Origin of the sequence: Sphingomonas sp. S-NIH.Pt15_0812, from assembly GCF_003951315.1 — a bacterium.
GTDB lineage: Bacteria > Pseudomonadota > Alphaproteobacteria > Sphingomonadales > Sphingomonadaceae > Sphingomonas.
Map to the genome: position 1 here is coordinate 1 of NZ_QLJH01000092.1, position 1,376 is coordinate 1,376.

Annotated in this window: 1 protein-coding gene and 1 pseudogene; both read right to left on the reverse strand. The window is 69.6% G+C overall.

Annotated elements, in window-relative coordinates; genetic code table 11:
• Positions 1-303 (reverse strand): annotated as a pseudogene (locus tag BRX43_RS20020) (catalase); the annotation flags it as partial.
• 60 nt (positions 304-363) lie between these two features.
• The coding region (locus BRX43_RS20025; RefSeq protein WP_164523706.1) for an alpha/beta hydrolase at positions 364-1,376 on the reverse strand (1,013 nt) is incomplete at its 5' end.

Genomic DNA, 1,376 nt, shown 5'->3' on the forward strand with positions numbered 1-1,376 from the left:
GCGATGGGTCGAGACGCGATCGCCGAGCTTCTCACCGGGTCCTTGCGCGAAGCGGACGGCGACATCGAACGTGCCAGGTTCCGCGAACAGGCCCTGTGCGAGCTCGGGCGGCAATCCGGGCGCGACGGTCAGTTGGCCGATGACGCAGGCCGTGCTCTTGGCGTGGCTGGCCCGGACCGCGTGCCCGTCGCGCTCCTCGACCGTCTGGCTTTCCTGGGTCATGCCCTGGATGATGCCGTCGATGCTCTGCTGTTCATCGGGCTCGGGGGTTTCGATGTCGTCGCGATAACGAAGATACGCCACGGGAGCTCTCCTATTCGTCTGGAAGCGAAGCGGGAGGGCGATGGCCGCCCTCCCGGTCGGTCAGCGCGCCAGCGCCGTCTTCAAGCGCGCGACCGCAAGGTCGTTCGCCTGCTTCGCGCCGTTCACGACCTTGGCCATGCCGAAGAACTCATGGGTCACGCCGGGAAAGGTCTTCTGCTCGACCTTGTCGCCTGCCGCGCGCATCGCCGTTGCCAGCGTCTCGCCGTCCGAGCGCAGCGGATCGATCTGCGCGTTGATGATCGTCGTGGGCGGCAGGCCGCGCAGGTTCGCCGCGACCAGGTTCAGCCGGGGGTCCTGCGCGTCCGCCTTGCTGGTCTGGTAGTAGTAACCGAACCAGGGCAGCATCGCGGTGTTGAGCGGCTTGGCATTGGCCGAGTCCCGGCGCGACGGCAGCGTCATGCTGCTGTTGGCGATCGGATAGACCGAGACGATGTGGCGCGGCAGCGTCAGGCCGTTGTCGCGGGCATAGATGGCGGTCGCGACCGCGAGGTTGCCGCCGGCGCTCTCCCCGACCGTGGCGATCCGCGCCGGATCGCCGCCCCAGCCCGCTGCATTCTGCAGCGTCCAGCGATAGGCGGCGGCCGCATCGTCATGCTGGGCCGGGAACTTGAACTCGGGGGCATGGCGATATTCCACCGAGACGACGATGGCGTTCAGCGCCTTGGCCATCGCCCGCGGCGCCGCGTCGTAGGTCGCGACATCGGCGATCACCCAGCCGCCGCCATGATAATAGACGATGACCGGCATCGGCTTGCCGCCGGCCGGTGCGTTCGCGGGCTTGTAGATGCGGGCGAACTGCTTGGGATCGGCGCCGTAGGGCATGTCCCGGGTCGTCACCGAGGCGTCCGCTTCCGTGGGCAGGCCCTGCTTGGCCATCGCCGCCTTGGCGCTATCGGCGGCCGAGGGCTGCATCCGTGCCTCGGCCGGGGTCAGCGTCTCGATCGGCTTGCCGCCGAGCGATGCGAGCGCGTCGAGCACCGCCTGCATGTCGGGCGCGGCCTTGGCGGGCTGGACGGCGGTCGCGGGCGGCGGAGGCGGGGGCGGGGCGCTGA